The 14,909-nt window shown below is 38.7% G+C and carries 12 protein-coding genes; 9 read left to right on the top strand and 3 right to left on the bottom strand.

Going from position 1 to position 14,909, the window contains the following annotated elements:
* The first annotated feature begins 10 nt into the window (after positions 1 to 10).
* The gene (locus tag QF042_RS19605; RefSeq protein WP_307531543.1) at positions 11 to 403 is read left to right on the top strand and encodes a hypothetical protein; all 393 of its coding nucleotides are present in this window, start codon (positions 11 to 13) and stop codon (positions 401 to 403) included.
* A gap of 2 nt (positions 404 to 405) precedes the next feature.
* On the opposite strand, the gene QF042_RS19600 is transcribed toward QF042_RS19605, so the two are convergent.
* The 3 genes from QF042_RS19600 to QF042_RS19590 form a co-directional block, all read right to left on the bottom strand.
* Positions 406 to 1,272, bottom strand: a complete 867-nt coding sequence (locus tag QF042_RS19600; RefSeq protein ID WP_307531541.1) for an NmrA family NAD(P)-binding protein — start codon at positions 1,270 to 1,272, stop codon at positions 406 to 408.
* Positions 1,273 to 1,351: 79 nt separating this feature from the next.
* On the bottom strand, positions 1,352 to 1,978 hold the full coding sequence (locus QF042_RS19595; RefSeq protein ID WP_307531539.1) for a M23 family metallopeptidase: 627 nt from the start codon (positions 1,976 to 1,978) through the stop codon (positions 1,352 to 1,354).
* Between the two features lie 853 nt (positions 1,979 to 2,831).
* Complete coding sequence (locus QF042_RS19590; protein WP_307531538.1) at positions 2,832 to 4,052, bottom strand: metallophosphoesterase; 1,221 nt, start codon at positions 4,050 to 4,052, stop codon at positions 2,832 to 2,834.
* 216 nt (positions 4,053 to 4,268) lie between these two features.
* Between QF042_RS19590 and QF042_RS19585 the strand changes: the two genes are divergently transcribed.
* From QF042_RS19585 to QF042_RS19550, 8 genes are all read left to right on the top strand, one after another.
* Entirely contained in the window at positions 4,269 to 4,715 is a 447-nt protein-coding gene (locus tag QF042_RS19585; protein WP_086545362.1) for an Rrf2 family transcriptional regulator, read from the top strand.
* A gap of 804 nt (positions 4,716 to 5,519) precedes the next feature.
* Positions 5,520 to 7,610: a nitrite reductase gene (locus tag QF042_RS19580; protein ID WP_307531536.1), complete on the top strand. Its 2,091-nt coding sequence runs from the start codon at positions 5,520 to 5,522 to the stop codon at positions 7,608 to 7,610.
* A gap of 126 nt (positions 7,611 to 7,736) precedes the next feature.
* A complete protein-coding gene (gene cobA / locus QF042_RS19575; protein WP_307531534.1) occupies positions 7,737 to 8,513 on the top strand; it encodes a uroporphyrinogen-III C-methyltransferase in 777 nt (258 codons plus the stop codon).
* The gene (locus QF042_RS19570) at positions 8,497 to 10,008 is read left to right on the top strand and encodes a TSUP family transporter (RefSeq protein WP_307531532.1); all 1,512 of its coding nucleotides are present in this window, start codon (positions 8,497 to 8,499) and stop codon (positions 10,006 to 10,008) included. Before cobA ends, QF042_RS19570 begins: the two co-directional genes overlap by 17 nt.
* A 2-nt stretch (positions 10,009 to 10,010) precedes the next feature.
* Entirely contained in the window at positions 10,011 to 10,709 is a 699-nt protein-coding gene (locus tag QF042_RS19565) for a phosphoadenylyl-sulfate reductase (RefSeq protein WP_307531530.1), read from the top strand.
* Positions 10,710 to 10,796: 87 nt separating this feature from the next.
* Positions 10,797 to 11,741: a sulfate adenylyltransferase subunit CysD gene (gene cysD / locus QF042_RS19560; protein ID WP_307533318.1), complete on the top strand. Its 945-nt coding sequence runs from the start codon at positions 10,797 to 10,799 to the stop codon at positions 11,739 to 11,741.
* A gap of 149 nt (positions 11,742 to 11,890) precedes the next feature.
* Positions 11,891 to 13,141, top strand: coding sequence for a sulfate adenylyltransferase subunit 1 (locus QF042_RS19555; protein ID WP_307531528.1), 1,251 nt, complete (start codon positions 11,891 to 11,893; stop codon positions 13,139 to 13,141).
* Positions 13,142 to 13,747: 606 nt separating this feature from the next.
* Positions 13,748 to 14,218 carry a hypothetical protein gene (locus QF042_RS19550; RefSeq protein WP_307531526.1) on the top strand — a complete coding sequence of 157 codons (471 nt, stop codon included), beginning with the start codon at positions 13,748 to 13,750 and terminating at the stop codon, positions 14,216 to 14,218.
* Positions 14,219 to 14,909 lie beyond the last annotated feature (691 nt).

Genomic DNA, 14,909 nt, shown 5'->3' with positions numbered 1-14,909 from the left:
TAAAAAAATAATGAAACGGATCCTATTTATTATAACTTCAATCGTGCTGATCATGAGTTTGATGTGGGCTTGTACTGATCGCGACGAACCCATGCGAAATGCCGATCAGTCGGAATTGGAGAAGCTTTACAAAGATATTGAAAAAGCCGCACAACAGTTTACCTGTGAAAACGCAGGTGAATGGAAATTTACCGCCATTGGATCTAAGGCTTGCGGAGGTGCATCAGGATATATTGCTTACTCCATAAAAATAGATGAAAGCACTTTTCTGAAAAAGGTAGAACAATTTACCAAACTACAAGCCGATTATAATAAAAAGTGGGGCGTGTATTCAGATTGTGCATTGGTTATACAGCCAAAAGGGGTAACCTGCGATAACGGAAAACCTAAATTTACATACTAGTTTCAATTGTCCCGTAGCGCATTTTCGAGGTATTCGGAAATGCGCGTTTTTAACGTAACAACCGTAGTTTCCTTATTCTCCGGATCAGTTTTGCCATTCACAACTGTTTGGGCCATATCAATAAAATTCTTGCTCGCATCCGGCGAAAAACCTATTTTTTGCAAAGTTACATCCCAATCTTTCCGTAAAATCTGTTTTGCCTTTACTTCTTTGCCTAGTGCTGTAGAAAAAGCTGCAGCTACATCGTCAGAACTTAGCTTTTGTGGTCCAACGATCTCATAAATTTTAGATTCATTGTCTTCTACTAAAACCTCAGCTACAAATGAAGCTACATCCATTGGTGAAATCATAGGTAGTGCCAAATCTGTCGGGTAAAAGGTAGGAAGTGTCCCACTTTTCTTAATCTCAGGCAATTGAGCTAACCAATTGCTGTAATAATAGGCTGGCCGAATAAAAATCTGTTGAACAGGCAAATCTTCGAAAGCATGTTCGAGCATATACGACATCAATAAATTCCCTGTTCCTTCACTGTATTGTGCGCCAATTGAAGAGAGTCCCACCACTTTTTTAATTGAAGATTGCCTGATGGCTTTATTGTAATTTTCGAGGATGGCTTTTGTTTCACCTAACACATCTTCGGTTTTTCCAGTTTCAGGTGTTAAGGCGAAAAGGGTATCCCCACCTTTAAACGCTTCAATCAAAGAATTTAAATCCATCGCATCTGCAATGGCTACCTCGGTTCCTTTTTCTTTGATTGCTGAAGCTTTTTCACGATTATGGATAACTGCTTTAACGGGCAATTTTTTAGCCAATATATGATCTACAATTGCTGATCCAACCTGTCCGGATGCGCCTAAGATTACGTACATAACAAAATAATTTAGTTACGAGCGTCACCTTAATCAACAAGGAAAAAGAAGCTTGGTTTATATTTTTTTGAATTTGTGATTATTTGATGTGTTCTTTTATAAATACCTGAGGGTTATAAAACCGTTCATTCAGTTGTGTATTGTTAAAAGTTAGCCAGCTTGCACAACCATAATCATCAAATTTTTTCCTGATTTCTAAATGGAGGTGGTGATAATCGCCACCATACTTTTTACTTTCCTGAGGCGTAAACAACCTCGCAAGTTTAGTGTTTTGATCAACATTTTGTCCGTTGCTAACATAAACTTCTTTAAGATGTTTGTAAGTAGTAAACATGATTAATCCGTTCGGTAGCTTATGTTTTATCACAACTGTACGCTGGTTTTCACCCAAATGAACAGAGCAGACTATCCCATTGGCCATGGCATAAACATTAATCAGTTTTGTTTTAGGTTGAGCAGGATTGATATCAATAGCGGTATGGATATGCCCTTTAACATAACTATCCCGATGATCGCCAAAAATACTGATGATCTTAATATTATTCACCTTTTTGCGGTTAGCCACATCAAATGGTAGGAACCATTTATCGGCTTTTTTAGCAGGAGCAGCATCGGTGTAATAAGGCTTCCAGCGATCGCGGTCTTTCTCAATCGTAGGCGTTTCAAATAAAAGTGCTGATAAAAAAATCAATAATAGGGCTCTCATCTTTGTAATAATTTATAAGGCAAGATAATAATTTTATCGATATAAACTATTTTTATAGTTTAAAATGATGGGTTGTCATCTTCTAAGCGTAGTCCCGAACTTTCGGCTATCGTGTGGACACATCTTTTTGAGTTTAACTTTTAGGCGTTTTGCTAGCTTCCTCACATTACACATTGTTTTAACCGAAGAACGCCGTCAATCCCAAGGGCCGGAGAAATCAAAAAAACAGTTGCAGGGAAGAACAAATAGTACTGCCAAACCTAAAACGCAGTGGTTTTGTGTTCATAGAGGCTAATTTAAAGCTTTAAGAAATATTGAACACAAAACGAAGTGCCGCTGTTTTTTTGATGCGTGTAGGATTGTGTAAAAGGCCCATTGCTGGATTGACAAAGCGCTTTGGGTACTTTGGCGCTCCAAAGTACCATGCCACCGCGGCATAGAGCGGCAAAAAAAACAACATTTATCTCCAAACTATAGTTTTTAAGATATCAAGCTTGTTATTAGCAGGAAAGATGCTGATCCCGAAGATTCGGGACAGCAGTACGCTCGCCTTAGAGATATGCGCTAAAAACAAATACAGGCTGATGTAGATGTGTCCACACGATAGGAACTTTCGGGAGAGAGATTTACCTAGATAGATTTAGCTTCGCTGAGCCTTCGGGTTCTCGACTTCGTTTCACTGTGCTCGAAATGACGACCTTTTTCGTGGTGTCAGATGTTACCATCTGACACTATCGAAACATTTTGGAATAGCAATTATTTATCGTTTATGAGCCTAACAGTCAGATGGTAACATCTGACTGCACTTTATAATAAAATTGGCAACTGTTTGAATCTTTAAATAATCAGTTGTTTACTTCCTCTTCAATTCAATCACCGTAATCTCCGGCCAGATACCGATCCGGCCCGAAAAGCCCAGGAAACCGAAACCCCTGTTTACATTCAGATATCTTCCATTTTCGGTTTTAATGCCTGCCCAATGTTTATAGCGGTATTTTACCGGGCTCCATTTAATGCCAAATGCTTCGATACCAAACTGCATGCCGTGCGTATGTCCGGCTAGCGACAACTGGATTTTTGATGGATAATTTTTTACCTGTGCATCCCAATGCGAAGGATCGTGTGATAACAGGATTTTAAAATCGTTGACAGCTGTATTTTGAAGTGCTTTGTTTAAATCGCCACGCTCTCCAAAACCGATTCCCCAGTTTTCTATTCCGGCGAGGATAATTTTCTCTCCGTTTTTATGGAGCTCTACATGTTCATCAAGTAGAAGCTTAAAACCTAGTTCTTTATGGTAAGTTTTTAACTGATTTAGATTCTGTATTTTATCTGCTTCGGTTGGCCATTTGATATAATCGCCATAATCGTGATTACCCAAAATAGAAAATTGTCCAAATGGAGCTTTAATTTGTGAAAAATGGCCGATGTAGGGTGCAATTTCAGAAGAGGCATTATTGACCAAGTCGCCTGTAAATACAAACAGATCGCTCTTTTGGGCATTGATCAGGTCAATTCCTTTTTGTACCGCTTTAGGGTTGGTAAAACTCCCCGCGTGCACATCAGAAATCTGGGTTAAGGTAAAACCATCAAAACTGGCAGGCAGATCATCAAAATACAGAGTATGTTTAATTACGCGGTAAGCATATTTTCCCTGGGTAATGCCATAAGCAAATAAGGCAATGGTTAAACAGAACATTACAAATGCAAAATCTACCCAATAATTGCTGCGGCCTAAAATATGAAAACCTTCAGGCTGGAAATTAGTTGACAGGCCTAAGAGCAAGCGGTAAATATCGCCGAGGAGTAGAAAAAAAGCGAATACAAGCTCTGCGGCAAAAATAATTAAAAAAGCATGGCTAATGATCTGGAAGAACTTGTTCATGCCCTGGATCCGCATCTGTTGGATGGCGTAAAGTAAAGCAAAAGTAAGCCCTACAATAAAGACCCAGAAAATGGGACTGAGCCAGGTAGATTGGTTGATGGTACCCAGGCCCGATAAAACATAAGCGTTAAGGGCAAAAAATATAATTGCAACGATGATGAGCGGCAATAGATTGAGTTTTCTTTTCATTATTAAAAATCTGTAAATCAGAATATGTGGTAAAAATAGAATTTAAACGCTGGTAATTAGCTACTGTTACGGTTACCGGTTATTTTTACGCTCGTTTGATTAAAGCGATTATCGTTATTATGCGTTATATTTATAAATATGATAGTATGTTGAATTAAAATCAACTTCCTGTTGCATATTTTATAATTTACATTCTTTTATTAGCTTTGTGCAAATATGCTGTCCAAAAAAACAAAGTATGCCATTAAAGCGCTTGTTGCGCTTGGTAAAAATTTAGATAAACCACCAATGCAGATTTCGAAAATTGCAGAGGAGGAGCATATCCCGAAAAAATTCCTGGAGCAAATTTTGCTCGATCTGCGTAACGCTGGCTTTTTATATAGCAAAAAAGGTGCAGGCGGCGGCTACAGTCTAAACAAAAAACCCGAAGAGATTTTATTGGTACACGTAATGCGCGTAACGGATGGGCCTATTGCCATGGTTCCCTGTGCAAGTTTAAACTTTTATCACAAATGTGATGAGTGTGTAGATGAGAAAACATGCGGAATTAGAAGTGCCTTTATCGATGTTAGAGATGCAACCCTTAAGGTTTTAACAGAAACCAGCATTGCAGATGTAATTGGCCGTGAGGACAACCTGAAAATCGGGGTCATTAATTTATAATTTTTTTAAAACTTTCTGCTAACGATCCGTCACCCTGAATTTATTTCAGGGTCTTTTTTGGTATAATCAAATTTAAGAGGTCTAAACCAATATTATTTTGGAAAGCAGGGTTCTGTACATTTCGGTTACGATAGTCCTGCTACCGCTGCAAGTCCTCGCTCGTGCCTCGCTGTGGGCTTTCCGCTATATCAGGTTTAATCGACAAAGACTTCCGAAGTTTCAAATGAGCAGCGTGTAGGCAAATCGGAAGTCTGGTCGCTTTGCGGTAATTCCGCGTTAGGGATTGTAAGGGTTCAGTACCGATTAAGCATCTGTTTTTATTTAGTTATGGTATGCTTGCTTGTTTCACAGGTTTTCATCGGTACCGGAGCGCAGCGCAGCCCTGGAAAGCCCGACCTTTTCCCGTATTTCACGGGATTAGGGAACGCCCAAATCAGTTAGCAGTTTTCAGTTAGCAATTTTCAGTTTTTGGTTGGCAGTTATCAGTATCAGTTTTTAGCTACGTTTGATTAAGTGATTTAACTTGTAGATTTCCCGACTGCGTTACACTCCGCTCGAAATGACGATCTTGTGAGGTTTTTAACAGGATAGCGTAACTTTTTTAATAATAAATTACGACTATTCCTATATACTTTATATATTTGGCATATGAATTTCAATTTTATACCTAACAAGTTCATCGCTATGCAAATGATGTGCTGTTGCAAAACGCAATAATAGGAGCCTATAGATAATTTTAAGTATAAAATATGGAATGCTTCTCGGTAATAGGGAAGCATTTTTTGAATAAAGCTAACAACACATATGCAAAGTTTCAGAACAGAACTCGAAAATCCGATTGTCGAGCAGGACATTATCGATTTGGAGAATAAAATTAAAGCTTTTAGAGATGGAACCATCCACGACGAAAAGTTTAGAAGCCTCCGCTTAGCACGCGGTGTTTACGGCCAAAGACAACCTGGTGTACAAATGGTGCGTATTAAATTGCCTTTTGGTAAGGTAACTTTTAAGCAGTTGTTGCGTATTGCAGATATAGCTGATGAGTATGGAAGTGGCAATTTACACTTAACTACCCGTCAGGATATTCAGATTCACTATGTGAGCTTAGACCGCACACCAGAACTTTGGGCTAAATTAGAGCAGGATGATATTACACTTCGCGAAGCTTGTGGAAATACGGTACGTAACGTAACGGCTTCTCCAAATGCTGGAATCGATGCAGATGAACCATTTGATGTTTCGCCTTATGCGCAAGCGGTATTTGCTTACTTTTTACGTAATCCAATCTGTCAGGAAATGGGTAGAAAGATTAAAATCTCCTTTTCTTCGAGCGATAGAGATACTGCATTTAGCTACATTCACGATTTAGGTTTTATTCCTAAAATTAACGAAAATGGCGAACGCGGGTTTAAAGTTTTGTTTGCCGGGGGTTTAGGCGCACAGCCATTTTTAGCCAATGCGGTGCACGAATTTTTACCTGAAGATCAATTGATTCCTTTTATTGAATCTGTGCTTCGTGTGTTCGACCGTTATGGCGAACGTACCAACCGCAATAAAGCGCGTTTAAAATACCTGGTTCAAAAATTAGGTTTAGAAGAAGTTTTGCGTTTGGTTGCTGAAGAGCGCATTGCCAACAAAGTAAAAACCTTTAAAATAGATATTAATACTGTACCACAGCCACTCTTGCCTTTAGAACAAGAATATCCTGCGGTAGAAATATTGAACGAAGCCCATTATAAACATTGGTTAGCCACCAACGTAGTTGAGCAGAAACAAGCCGGGTTTTATGGCGTTTATGTAAAAGTTCAGGTAGGGGACATCAAAACAGATAAAGCAAGAGCTTTTGTTGATGCCATCAGGTTATATGTTGCTGATGAAATCAGGATTACCCAAAATCAGGGACTGCTGTTAAAATTTGTACGTAAGGAAGCATTGCCTTCGTTATATTCGGCTTTAAATAAAATTGGTTTTACCACAGCTGGCTTTGATAGTTTGGCAGATATTACCACTTGCCCTGGTACTGATACCTGTAATTTGGGTATTTCGAATTCAATGACTTTGGCTGAGGTTTTGGAAGAAGTGATTTATACCGATTTTCCTGAATTTATATACGAGAAAAATATCAAAATCAAAATCAGCGGGTGTATGAACTCTTGCGGTCAGCATGGTTTAGCTGAAATTGGTTTCCACGGAAGTTCGGTAAAGGCTGAAGGAAAAGTTGTTCCTGCAGTTCAAGTGATGTTGGGCGGTGGAACCGTAGGTAATGGTGTGGGTAGAGTGGCAGAACGTGTAATTAAAGTGCCTTCTAAAAGAGCAACGAGTGTTTTACATTTTATTTTAAATGATTTTAAAGCCAATAACCTGGAGGAGGAGAACTTTCACCAGTATTATGATAGAAAAGGTAAAGACCATTTTTATCAGTTGTTAAAACCATTGGCCGATTTAACCAATCTTAAAACAGAAGAATTTGTAGATTGGGGACACGTAGAAGAGTTTGTGACTGCAATTGGTGTAGGCGAGTGTGCCGGCGTAGTGATCGATTTAGTTGCAACTTTATTGTTAGAAGCCGATGAAAAATTTGACTGGGCAAAGCAAAACCTGGAGAAAGCTGCTTATGCAGATGCCATTTATAATACTTACAGCACTTTTGTAAGCGCTGCAAAATCGTTATTGTTAGATAAAGGCGTAAATAGCAGCACACAGATTGGTGTGATCCGCGAATTTGATAACCATTACGTAGAAACTGGAGAATTTAATTTATCGACCAATTTCTCTGACCTGGTTTTACAGATTAACAAAAATGAGCCGACGGCAGAATTTGCGCAGAAATATTTCGAAGAAGCCAATCAATTTTTAAATCAGATTAAGGAAAAAAGGGCCGTGTTGGTGAAATAATTGAAGGATAGAATTAGAGAATGATTGAGTGATAAAAAAGAATGATAGAATTAGTGAATGCTGATAAACTCGCTAGTAAAACATTCACTCATTCAAAATTCAATCATTCCAAATTAAAATATAAAGATGAGCGATCAGAAATTAAATATAGAATCAAGAATAACCCTTTTAGGCGCTGGTCCTGGAGATCCTGATTTATTGACACTAAAAGGTGTAAAAGCATTGCAAACCGCTAATGTGGTTTTATATGATGCCTTAACCAACGAAGCTTTATTGGAGCATGCTCCGGCAGAAGCCATTAAAGTTTATGTAGGAAAACGTTCAGGTGAACATTCATATCCTCAGGATACCATCAATAAATTAATGATTGATTATGCCTTAAACTACGGTCATGTAGTGCGTTTAAAAGGTGGCGATCCGTTTGTTTTTGGAAGAGGTTACGAAGAGCTGGATTATGCCGCATCGTATAGTATTCCGGTAATTGTAATCCCGGGTATTTCGAGTTCTATCGGCGTACCAGGCTTGCAGCAGATTCCCGTTACACACCGTGGCATGAGCGAAAGCTTTTGGGTAATTACCGGAACAACCACTTCTGGAGAAGTTTCGGCAGATATTTACCAGGCCGCACATTCTAATGCGACTGTAGTGGTACTGATGGGGCTTAAAAAATTACCAAAAATTGTGGAGATTTTTAAAGCCGCCGGCAAACACCATTTACCAACTGCAGTAGTTCAGAACGGATCGGCAGAAGATGAAAGATTAGTAGTAGGTGTGGTTGAAACAATAGAAGGTTTAGTGCAACAAGAAAATATTAAAGCACCTGCTTTATTAATTTTTGGAGAAGTTGTATCATTACATCCATCATTTAAGAAATTAATTAAACAATATGCAAGTATTGCCTAACCAACCTAATAGTGAAGCGTCTTTTTCTGAAGAAGAAAAAGGTAACCAGCTCTTTCCAGTTTTTGTAAAGCTGAACAAGCTGCGTACATTATTAATTGGTGCAGGAAATATTGGACTCGAGAAATTAACTGCGATTGTAAATAATAGCCATAGTGCTACTATTACGATTGTTGCAGAGCTCGTATCGCCAGAAGTTTATACACTTATTGCAAATTATCCGCTGATAAAAATTAAGCAGAAAAGTTTTGATGTAGAGGATCTGAACGATATTGATATCGTTTTTGCAGCAACCAATAACAATATTTTAAATGAAGAGATCAGAAAGGTTACGCACGAGCGTGGCTTGTTGATCAATGTGGCTGATAAGCCAGAACTGTGCGATTTCTATTTGGGATCGATTGTTCAAAAAGGCGATTTAAAGATTGCCATTTCTACCAATGGGAAATCGCCAACTATAGCCAAACGTTTAAAGCAGATTTTAAATGAAGGTTTGCCTGCCGAGCTTGATGAAACGCTACAGAACATGAGTGCTTTGCGTCAAACTTTAAATGGCGATTTTTCGGCAAAGGTTAAAAAACTCAATAAGGTTACCCAAAGTTTAATTAACCCTAAAAAAAGTTTTGCTGAGCGAAATATTAAATGGTTAATTTGGGTGGCATCGGTTTTACTAATTGGTGCTATAGGGTTTTCTTTGTGGAATACCGAACCAGAATTTCAGACTTTCCTGATCAATATAGATCCGTTGTTCTATTGGTTTTTAGGTGCCGGATTTCTGTTTGCATTAATTGATGGCGCAATTGGAATGTCATATGGTGTTACTACTGCATCATTCTCGTTAGCCATGGGGTTACCGCCAGCATCAGCCAGTATGGCTATTCACATTTCTGAGGTAATGAGCAACGGAATTGCGGGGTGGATGCATTACCGTATGGGCAACGTAAACTGGAAGTTATTTAAGATATTAATTCTTCCTGCAATAATCGGGGCAGTTTTAGGTGCTTATATTCTGTCGTCATTAGAGCATTACAGTGCTTACGTTAAGCCAGTTGTTGCTGTTTATACCTTGATTTTAGGGGCAATCATCTTAATGAAAGCCTTCAATATCAGAAGAAAAAAAGCACAAGATAAAATTAAGAAAATCGGCTTACTAGGCTTTGTGGGCGGTTTTATCGACGCAGCATTTGGTGGTGGCTGGGGTTCAATCGTATTATCGAGTTTAATTGCAGGAGGTAGGCACCCCTTATTTTCTTTGGGTACGGTAAAAATCAGTCGGTTTTTTATTGCTACCCTAAGTTCGCTTACCTTTTTTACCATGTTAGGTGGCAAACACTGGGAAGCTGTTTTAGGCTTGATTATTGGAAGTGCAATCGCATCACCAATCGCCGCAAAAGTATCGAACAGAATTTCTGCAAAAACCATTATGGTTGCCGTAGGGATTATTGTGATGATTGTAAGTTTGCGCAGTGTAATTATGTTTATTTTAAAATTAATATAGTGATGGAGAACCTAGAGGAGATAAAAGTAGCGCTGGCAGGTTTAAGTACAATTGATAAACTGAAATTTTTGGCAGATAAATATGCCGGCCGCATTATATTTTCGACCAGTTTTGGTTGGGAAGACCAGGCGATTACCCATTTAATTTTTGCCAATAATATTCCGATCAAGGTTTTCACTTTAGAAACCGGACGTTTGTTTCCAGAAACCTATTACGTTTGGAATCGTACACTAGAAATTTATAACAAACCCATTCATGCCTATTATCCGCAGAACGAACTTTTGCAGGATATGGTTAATACAAAAGGCCCGAGCAGCTTTTATGAATCGGTAGAGAATAGGAAAGAGTGCTGTTACATCCGTAAAATAGAACCTTTAAAAAGAGCATTAAAAGGTAATGAAATCTGGGTAACAGGTATCAGGGCCGATCAAAGTGCGAACCGTGAAGATATGCACGATTTAGAATGGGATGAAGGAAACCAATTGATTAAATTTCACCCTATTTTCGATTGGACTTTAGATGATGTGAAAGCATACATTAAAGAAAATAATATTGTTTACAATACCCTGCACGATAAAGGTTTCCCAAGTATCGGTTGCGCCCCATGTACAAGAGCCGTACAGCCAGGCGAAGATTTTAGAGCCGGAAGATGGTGGTGGGAAGACCAGAGTAAAAAAGAATGCGGTTTGCACGCTACTTAAGGTATAAGGCGGAGGGCTAAAAGGTGGAAGGTTTATACTCCTTACTCAACGAAACGTTAGAATATTCCAACTTTCAAACCTTCCAACATTTTTAACAAACAACAACAACAAAGACAACATTTTGCAATGAGTACATATAATTTTGATTATTTAGATGAACTAGAGGCCGAGGCCATTCACATTTTACGTGAAGTAGCAGGTCAGTTTGAAAAACCAGCCTTATTATTTTCGGGTGGAAAAGATTCAATTACTTTAGTTCGTTTAGCAGAAAAAGCTTTCCGTCCGGGAAAATTTCCTTTTCCTTTAGTACATATTGATACAGGCCATAATTTTGAGGAAACCATTACCTACCGCGATCAGATGGTAGAAAGAATAGGCGAAAAATTAATTATCGGTTCTGTGCAGGAATCAATAGATCAGGGTAAAGTTGTAGAGCAAACCGGTAAAAATGCCAGTAGAAATGCTTTGCAAACGGTAACTTTGCTCGATACCATTGCAAAATACCAGTTTGATGCCTGCATTGGCGGTGCGCGCAGGGATGAAGAAAAAGCAAGGGCAAAGGAACGTATTTTCTCTGTTCGTGATGAATTTGGTCAATGGGACCCAAAACGCCAGCGTCCTGAGCTTTGGAATATTTACAACGGCAAAATTCACAAAGGAGAAAATATTCGCGTTTTTCCAATCAGTAACTGGACGGAACTTGATGTTTGGAATTATATCCGCAGAGAGAAAATAGATCTTCCAAGTATTTATTTCTCACACGAACGCGATTGTATCACCAGGAATGGACAGCTGATGGCCGCTTCGCCATTTTTAAATATGGATAGTGAGGATATTGTAGAGCGCAAACAGGTTCGTTTCCGTACAGTAGGTGATATGTCTTGTACTGCTGCGGTAGAATCGGATGCGACTTTGATTGATGATATTATTTCAGAAATCAGCGCTTCTAAAATTTCAGAGCGTGGTGCCCGTATGGATGATAAAGTTTCTGAAGCCGCAATGGAAGACAGAAAAAAGGGAGGGTATTTTTAAGGAGTATCAAGTCGTAAGTATCAGGTATCAAGTTGATAATGAACTTTAATACAGATACTGTACATTGATGCAATTAATTAGTATAAGCGTTTTTAGATCGCATTTAGGTCTTGATACTTGATACTTTTATCTTAATACTATAAACAAACATGAACATATTAAAATTTTTCACAGCAGGCAGTGTAGATGATGGTAAAAGTACCTTAATCGGCCGTTTGTTATATGATACAGATTCAATTTTAGCCGATCAATTAGAAGCTTTACAAAGCTCTAACCGCAAAAATGATGACGGATCAATTGATTTAGCTATTTTAACTGATGGTTTAAGGGCAGAGCGCGAGCAAGGCATTACCATCGATGTAGCCTATAAATACTTTCAGACGGAAAAACGCAAGTTTATTATTGCCGATACCCCTGGTCATATTCAATATACCAGAAATATGGTTACAGGCGCTTCAACAGCCAACCTGGCCATTATCTTAATCGATGCCCGTAATGGCGTGGTAGAACAGACCATCCGTCACTCCTATATCGTTTCCTTATTGGGTATTAAACATGTAGTCGTTTGTATCAACAAAATGGATATGGTTGATTATAGTGAAACCGTTTATAGTGCAATTATTGAAAAGTACAAAGTTTTGGCTCAGCAATTAAAGCTGGCGGATGTAACCTATATTCCGGTTAGTGCCTTAAAAGGCGATAACATTGTACAAAATTCGGGTAACATGGATTGGTACGAAGGAGAGAGTTTGCTGCATTTCTTAGAGAAAGTTGATACCGATAACCTGGATAAATCGCAATTGGCCCGTATGCCAGTGCAGTGGGTTATCCGTCCGCAAACAGAAGAATTGCACGATTACCGCGGTTATGCAGGCCGGGTGTTGAGCGGAACTTTTAACCTAAATGATAAAGTTACGGTATTGCCCAGTGGTGCGAGTTCTACAGTTGAGAAGATCGAATTTTTTGATCAAACACCTGATGCAGCTCATGCTGGCCAGTCGGTTATTATCCACTTAAAAGATGATGTAGATATTAGCCGTGGCGATACTATTGTAAATGCTTCGGCATTGCCACAAGAATCGAAGCTGATTGAAGCAGATCTTTGCTGGATGGATAGCCGTGCATTAGATACCTCTATCATGTACAATATTCAGCACAACAGTAAAATTACCCGTTGTAAAATCAGTGAAATTCTGCATAAGGTTGATATTAATACACTTGAAAAGCATGCTGCTCACGAATTTAAATTAAATGATATTGGCCGTGTGATTATTAAAACTGCTGATGCTTTGGCTTTCGATTTATACGATGATAACCGGGCAAATGGTTCTGCAATTTTGGTCGATACGCGTACAAACTTAACTGTTGGTGCTTTAATGTTCAGGGCAGCAGTAGAATAAAATGGATAATGGAGGATGGAAATTGATCAATGACCAATTTTCAATGACCAATAGCGAAAGCTTCAAGGAATATAGATAAATCTTAATCTTCTTAATTCCTTAATGGTGGAAAATGGATGATGAAAATTGTGAAACGATAAGATCTTTATTTCAGCTTATTGATCCTGAAATCATACAATCCTGAAAATCTTACAGTAGAGAACCACAACCAAATATAATAATGAAGACTTTAGGTTTTTAATCTAAAGGGAAAGCAATTTCAGCGGGGCGCCAGATAGGATAGCCCCGTTTTTCATTAATGATTTGATTGAGGGTTATTCATTTGGTTAAACATTCCGTTTGCTATTTTACTTAACCGGGTGTTTAACTCTTTAGATGTTGTTGGCAAAGCTCTACAAATCCTTTCGAAGGAAGTGCCAATGATGTACCAATTACCAATATCTCGCGGACCATTGAAATCGACATGAGAGATATGCTTGATGAACCTGACCTGCTTCCTGTACTAACACGTGAAAATAGTATACTGATGTAAATATCCATTATGGAAATAATAGGAAATAGTCATCGTATTTGTATATTGATTATAAAACGATAAAACCGATTATCATGAAAAGAAATATTCTTTACCTCGCTTTGGCAGCAATTCCTTTTGCTTACGCCTGTACCCAAAATAATAAAACAGTCACCGGCACTAAAACTAAAACCGATTCTTTAGTTAAGGAGAACTGTTATGCTGCAGCTTTTGAGAAAGACAGTGCTGCCATGAATGTGAAAATACTGGCCTCAGGTAAAGTTACAGGTTCGTTATTGATCAACTATGGAGAGAAACCCCATAACAATGGCACTATAGACGGAAAATTTAATGGCGATACTTTATTAGTCGATTACCGCTTTAAAACTGGTGAAGATACTGTAAGCGTTTACACCAATCCATTGGCCTTTTTAAAGAAAGATGGTAAACTCATTATGGGAGTAGGGCAAATTGAAACCACTTTGGGTAAATCTTATTTTGTTAAAGGTAAACCCATTAATTTTGAAGCAGGGAAATTTACTTTTGAACCGAAAGACTGTAAATAATTTTATGTGCCACCGAACCTACTGGTCAACCATCCCATGTTTGGTGGCCCACCAAACATATAACATTTTACTATGAATAGCGGGCCAATTGGCCTTAGCGTCTTGGTTAAGTTTTAGCCACGGAGGCAAGGAGCGCACGGAATTAATTTGTTCAATTTGTCATCCTGAGTGCAACGAAGGATCTTTATTTGACGTCTCACTAAGACTTGGCTAAGTTTTGGCCACGGAGGCACAGAACACACGGAATCTCCAATCAGTTGGTCATCCTGAGCGGAGTCGAAGGATCTTTTGAAGTAGATCCTATGTTTCATGGTAAAGATTCTTCACTGCGTTCAGAATAACAACCATCCCACGTTTGGTGGCCCACCAAACATATAACATTTTACTATGGATAGCAGGCCCAAATGGCCTTAGCGTCTTGGCTAAGTTTTGCCACGGAGGCAAGTAGCGCACGGAATTAATCTATTCAATTTGTCATCCTGAGTGCAACGAAGGATCTTTTATTTGACGTCTCACTAAGACTTGGCTAAGTTTTGGCCACGGAGGCACAGTACACACGGAATCTCCAATCAGTTGGTCATCCTGAGCGGAGTCGAAGGATCTTTTGAAGTAGATTCTATGTTTCATGGTGAAGATTCTTCACTGCGTTCAGAATGACAACCAATCCCATGTTTGGTGGCCCACCAAACAT

The sequence above is a fragment of the Pedobacter sp. W3I1 genome (genome assembly GCF_030816015.1).
Taxonomy (GTDB): domain Bacteria; phylum Bacteroidota; class Bacteroidia; order Sphingobacteriales; family Sphingobacteriaceae; genus Pedobacter.
This window is presented reverse-complemented; position numbering and strand designations above follow the sequence as displayed.

Bases quoted from the DNA above. Each gene is read 5' to 3' on its own strand.
- QF042_RS19550 (WP_307531526.1), top strand. From the start codon at position 13,748: ATGAAAAGAAATATTCTTTACCTCGCTTTGGCAGCAATTCCTTTTGCT.
- QF042_RS19590 (WP_307531538.1), bottom strand. From the start codon at position 4,052: ATGAAAAGAAAACTCAATCTATTGCCGCTCATCATCGTTGCAATTATA.
- QF042_RS19600 (WP_307531541.1), bottom strand. From the start codon at position 1,272: ATGTACGTAATCTTAGGCGCATCCGGACAGGTTGGATCAGCAATTGTA.
- QF042_RS19580 (WP_307531536.1), top strand. From the start codon at position 5,520: ATGCAAAGTTTCAGAACAGAACTCGAAAATCCGATTGTCGAGCAGGAC.
- cobA (WP_307531534.1), top strand. From the start codon at position 7,737: ATGAGCGATCAGAAATTAAATATAGAATCAAGAATAACCCTTTTAGGC.
- QF042_RS19595 (WP_307531539.1), bottom strand. From the start codon at position 1,978: ATGAGAGCCCTATTATTGATTTTTTTATCAGCACTTTTATTTGAAACG.
- QF042_RS19585 (WP_086545362.1), top strand. From the start codon at position 4,269: ATGCTGTCCAAAAAAACAAAGTATGCCATTAAAGCGCTTGTTGCGCTT.
- QF042_RS19570 (WP_307531532.1), top strand. From the start codon at position 8,497: ATGCAAGTATTGCCTAACCAACCTAATAGTGAAGCGTCTTTTTCTGAA.
- QF042_RS19565 (WP_307531530.1), top strand. From the start codon at position 10,011: ATGGAGAACCTAGAGGAGATAAAAGTAGCGCTGGCAGGTTTAAGTACA.
- QF042_RS19555 (WP_307531528.1), top strand. From the start codon at position 11,891: ATGAACATATTAAAATTTTTCACAGCAGGCAGTGTAGATGATGGTAAA.
- QF042_RS19605 (WP_307531543.1), top strand. From the start codon at position 11: ATGAAACGGATCCTATTTATTATAACTTCAATCGTGCTGATCATGAGT.